General features: G+C 41.0%; 4 protein-coding genes. All 4 read right to left on the bottom strand.

Annotated features, from left to right (window positions below; genetic code table 11):
- Positions 1–605 (bottom strand): phosphatidate cytidylyltransferase (locus ABZB17_RS20950; protein ID WP_372653309.1); only part of this gene is annotated, 605 nt, incomplete at its 3' end.
- 133 nt (positions 606–738) lie between these two features.
- The gene (locus ABZB17_RS20945) at positions 739–1,467 is read right to left on the bottom strand and encodes a phosphatidate cytidylyltransferase (protein ID WP_372653307.1); all 729 of its coding nucleotides are present in this window, start codon (positions 1,465–1,467) and stop codon (positions 739–741) included.
- Between the two features lies 1 nt (position 1,468).
- A complete protein-coding gene (locus ABZB17_RS20940) occupies positions 1,469–2,266 on the bottom strand; it encodes a sulfite exporter TauE/SafE family protein (protein WP_372653305.1) in 798 nt (265 codons plus the stop codon).
- Between the two features lie 328 nt (positions 2,267–2,594).
- A partial coding sequence (locus tag ABZB17_RS20935; protein ID WP_372653303.1) for a TonB-dependent receptor occupies positions 2,595–4,248 on the bottom strand: 1,654 nt, incomplete at its 5' end.

The following is a 4,248-nucleotide window of genomic DNA, read 5'->3' as shown; positions in this document are numbered from 1 at the left end:
AGTAATTCTGCCAGTGTGCTAACAACAGCTACTGCAAGTCCAATATAAAAGGTTTTCAAATCGAAAACACCGCGATTAAAATAAAGGGCCAGCAGGCTGATAACAAAGCTGGTGAGTAAAAATGCACCCGATCCGAAAATTGATTTTCCGGTATCGATGCCCAATATTTTTATTTTATGATTGTTCGTTTTAAAGCTGATTCCTACAATGGCTGCCATCGGGTCGCTAATTCCCAAAATCAGCATTGGCAGGATGAAAATAAATTTGCTATCGAGTATATCCGATAGTAAAAATGTAAGATAAATTGATGCAGGTAACAGGTAACTTCCAATCGATTTCCGGTCGATATCGTGAATGGAATTCAACTGTTTGCTGTATTGTGTAATAAATAAGGCCGCAAAAAAGATGAGCGCCAGCACAAACACATACCAATGACTTGAAAAAATGTATGGAAAGGGTACCACAGCAATGGTGGCGGTAAAGTGCGCAAACTTTCGTGTAAACTCGCCTTTTACTTTTAGTCGTCGGTAGTTAAGTTCGTTAAATGCCAGTAACAGTATTATTGCAATAAAATATACTACTGACAGCGTAATAGTGTTCCCCATAAAAATATTTTATTCTCTGGTTATCTTCCCTCAAATTCCCGCTCCGTTTTCAATAAACAAAGTTATCGCTTTATAAGTTTCACCACTTCATTTATTGATCGAACTGTTATTATCCTTTCCTGAAATGCTCAAGTTAAGAACCAATCATCAGAAAAAAAAATGTTACCCAGGCTCCACCCGCAATTAAACTGTCAAAGCGGTCGAGAAATCCTCCGTGCCCTGGTATCAAATTACTGTAATCTTTTACTCCGAATTTTCTTTTGTACAACGAAGCAGCAATGTCGCCTAAAAAAGCAAACACAATTATTCCGAGTGTAAGCCCGGCCACCACATACCATTTATTGTCGTATAATCCGTGTAGAAAAAAGCCGCTTGCGAATGCAAACAAAGCACCACCAACCGTTCCTCCAATGGTTTTATTGGGGCTGATATCAGGTGCTATTTTTGTTTTTCCCCACAACTGACCCGAAATCTGGCTAAACGCATCAAAGATCGATAAGATCAGAAATGCAAAAAGCACCAGTTTGTTATCCATCGCCCCAAACAACCACAATCCTGCCCCTAAAACGGCATAGATAAGTAGGGAAACGATTACGAATCCCGATTGTTTAAAACCGGCTCTTTTAAATAGCCTTAAAAGCTCGAACGCACCAGCCAGCAATATTGTCCCCACTAAAACCTGAAAGAATACCGGTTTTATTGTTATGCTGAAAAACAAAACGTGGATAATAATAAAATAGCTAATGAATTTTGTCCAGCTTTTTCGGGCCACTGCTTTTTCCTTTTTCCGGTTAATAAAAAAGAATCCAACTGCACCCAGCAAGAAATATGACAGAATGAATATGTAAATCGTTAAAATCATGTTATCTGTTTACTATCATTAAAATACCGATTGCAGCAACCACAGCCGCGTATATGTACTTTACCCTATTCTCCGATTTTCCGATCTTTGCTTTTGCAAAAAGCCGCGGCCCCAAAAACGCACCAATTACCGATCCCGATGTAAGAAAGGCAATTAGAGTAAGATCGATACTGCCCATTAAAAAGTGGGCACCAACCGCAAATACGGTATTTACCAAAACCACCAGCAACGATGTGCCAACCACTAATTTTACCTGCAGGCGCATCGAAAATAATCCGGCAATAATAGGTGCAGTCCCGCTGGTTCCAAATGTTCCGGCAATCAGTCCGGCCGTTAAGCCAAAAAACGAGCCTTTCCCAACCCGAACGGCTTTAAGTTTTGTATTATTTTCGTTGTCTCCGGCCTCTCTGTATTTTCGGATACCGGCTACCAACATATTTATTGCTATCAAAATGGAATAAACTCCAAACAGTAGCTTTAATTGCGGCTCCGAAATTAAATTTGTTATACGTGCACCCAGCAAAGCTCCTACAATTCCGGCAATGCCAAACAAGGCCCCGGTTTTGGTATCGATATTTCCTTTTCGGTAGTGCCCCCACGAGCCTACCAATCCAATTGGTAGTGTTGCAGCCAGCGAAGTTGCCACAGCTGTATGCGCGGGCACGCCAATTATTAAGGTAAGCACCGGCAAAAAGAAAAAGCCTCCACCTCCTCCAAGCATGGTTCCAAAAAGCCCAATAACAAAGCCAATTAAGGGTAAAATCAGGTAGATATTTTCAAACGAAGAATTAAAAATCATAATTAATCTTTACGGTCAGTTAAATTTAAAAATTAATTACTCAACCGCAGTATTTAAAACCTGTCCTGTTAAAAAGTCAAAGGTAAAGTATAAAAATTTATCGTTAAGTGATACGAAACACAATCTAAAATCACCCTATGTATTTTAACATCTGTTAACGTTTCAATAAAAAAAGAGTTCAGCAATTGATTTTTTGCACCGAAAATAAGTGGAGAATATAATGAAATAATACTGGTAATATTCCCAGCGAATAACTTTGAATAATTGGTTTGAATAGAAAAGCTCTTCCCAAAAAGGAAGAGCTTTTTATTTGTTCCACAATATAAAGTTATAAGAAACTAATGGTAAGCGTGACATAAAAGCTCCTTCCTGGCGAATAAATGGGTCGGGCATCTGCTCCACGAACTGATCGCGCCAGATGTTCGTAATACGCTTCATCAAACAAGTTTTGCACACCACCGGTGGCTGTAAAAACGCTATTCACCAACCACGAAACTTTTGCATCAACTACATTAAAAGCCGGCGTTTCTGTTTCGCCGTACGATGTTGCAATCCGATCCTGTTTCATGGCATGCCTGAACATCAGTTCCGGCTTTAGTTTGCTATCTGCAAAATTCCCCATCAAGTGATAATGAAACTCCATCGGTGGAATTTCGGGCAACGGTTCATCCAGCTCCTGATTCTGGCCGTGCGTATAAACCAATCCCAAATCGTGATTTAGGAACGAATTATATTGCTGAATCCAGTTGGCTTCAAAACCAGTCATTAATGCTTTTTTGATATTTATAAACTGACGTACCCCCGGCGAAGTGCTCAACGCAGGCTGCAGATCTTCGCGAATTTCAGACGAAATATAATCGCGCAAAACCGAGGTAAACACATTTATATTTATATTAGTCTTTTCGGTTTGATAACGAAAAACCAGATCGAGCTGATTGTTAATTTCCGGATCAAGATCAGGATTTCCCAGCATTTCGTAGGGATCGAGCCCAATCGGAAACTGATTGATGTAGCGTTCGGCAATTCCCGGACTTCGCGTGGCCATTCCCATCCACAAACCCAGCGATATATTTTCATTGAACAAACGTGTTCCGCCAACACTAACCGAGGGATGCACTTGCGTCGATTCTAAATCAGAATAAATTTCTTCAAAACGCGGATCGGGATTATTGGCTTTTGACGAATTTATATCGAGGCGTCCAGAAACAACAAACTGAAATCCCGGCTGCGCGATGTGCCATTCACCAAAAAATCCAGTGCGATTTATTTCGGCATCCTGCCACACAATATCCATCAGCACTTTGCCGGCCATTGGTCCCATTAGCATTGTGCGCTCACGATATCCGTCGGCCGACTCAAAACGATAATCAGCACCTGCATAGAGGTAGCTTTTGTTAAAATCGAAACGCAATTCTGTTCGTCCACCGTAATTACGCGTTTCGGCATCGGTTATTGCATTCACCATTCGCGGATCAAGTACTTTTTCATAATTATCCATTCGATGATCTACCATCGTACCGTACACACTGGTATTCCACGAGCTAAGTGCTTTATCATAAAAAACGGCCGAATGACTGGCATTTACCAGCCAGGTATTGTCTTCGCGCAAATCCATTGGTAAGGCCGGAAAATCAACATCTTTGGCAATATTGTTTGAAACCAGCACTCCAATTTTTTGGGTTTGACTGAGTTTTACCCCAAGTTTTCCTCCCCAGTTCAGCCGGTTAAAACGCGCTGCAATATCCACTCCATCGCCATCGGTATAATCATCGCCGGTGGAATAAGCACCAAACATCCGGAAATCTACTTTTGAGCCGGAAACTCCGGCCACTCCTTCCGTTCTAAAAATGTTTCCGTTGCTCTCGTAACTTGTTCCCACACGACCAACAGGTGTTGCTTTTTTCTTAAAAACGGGCGAAGAACTTTTAAAATTTATGGTTCCGCCAAAAGCATTTCCATAACGCAAACTGTGTGGTCCTTTT

This window comes from Draconibacterium sp. (assembly GCF_041583095.1).
Taxonomy (GTDB): domain Bacteria; phylum Bacteroidota; class Bacteroidia; order Bacteroidales; family Prolixibacteraceae; genus Draconibacterium.
The sequence above is the reverse complement of the archived record's forward strand: the minus strand, read 5'-3'. Positions and strand labels throughout refer to the sequence as shown.

Coding starts and splice junctions, on each gene's coding strand:
- ABZB17_RS20940 (WP_372653305.1), bottom strand. CDS start 2,266: ATGATTTTTAATTCTTCGTTTGAAAATATCTACCTGATTTTACCCTTA.
- ABZB17_RS20945 (WP_372653307.1), bottom strand. CDS start 1,467: ATGATTTTAACGATTTACATATTCATTCTGTCATATTTCTTGCTGGGT.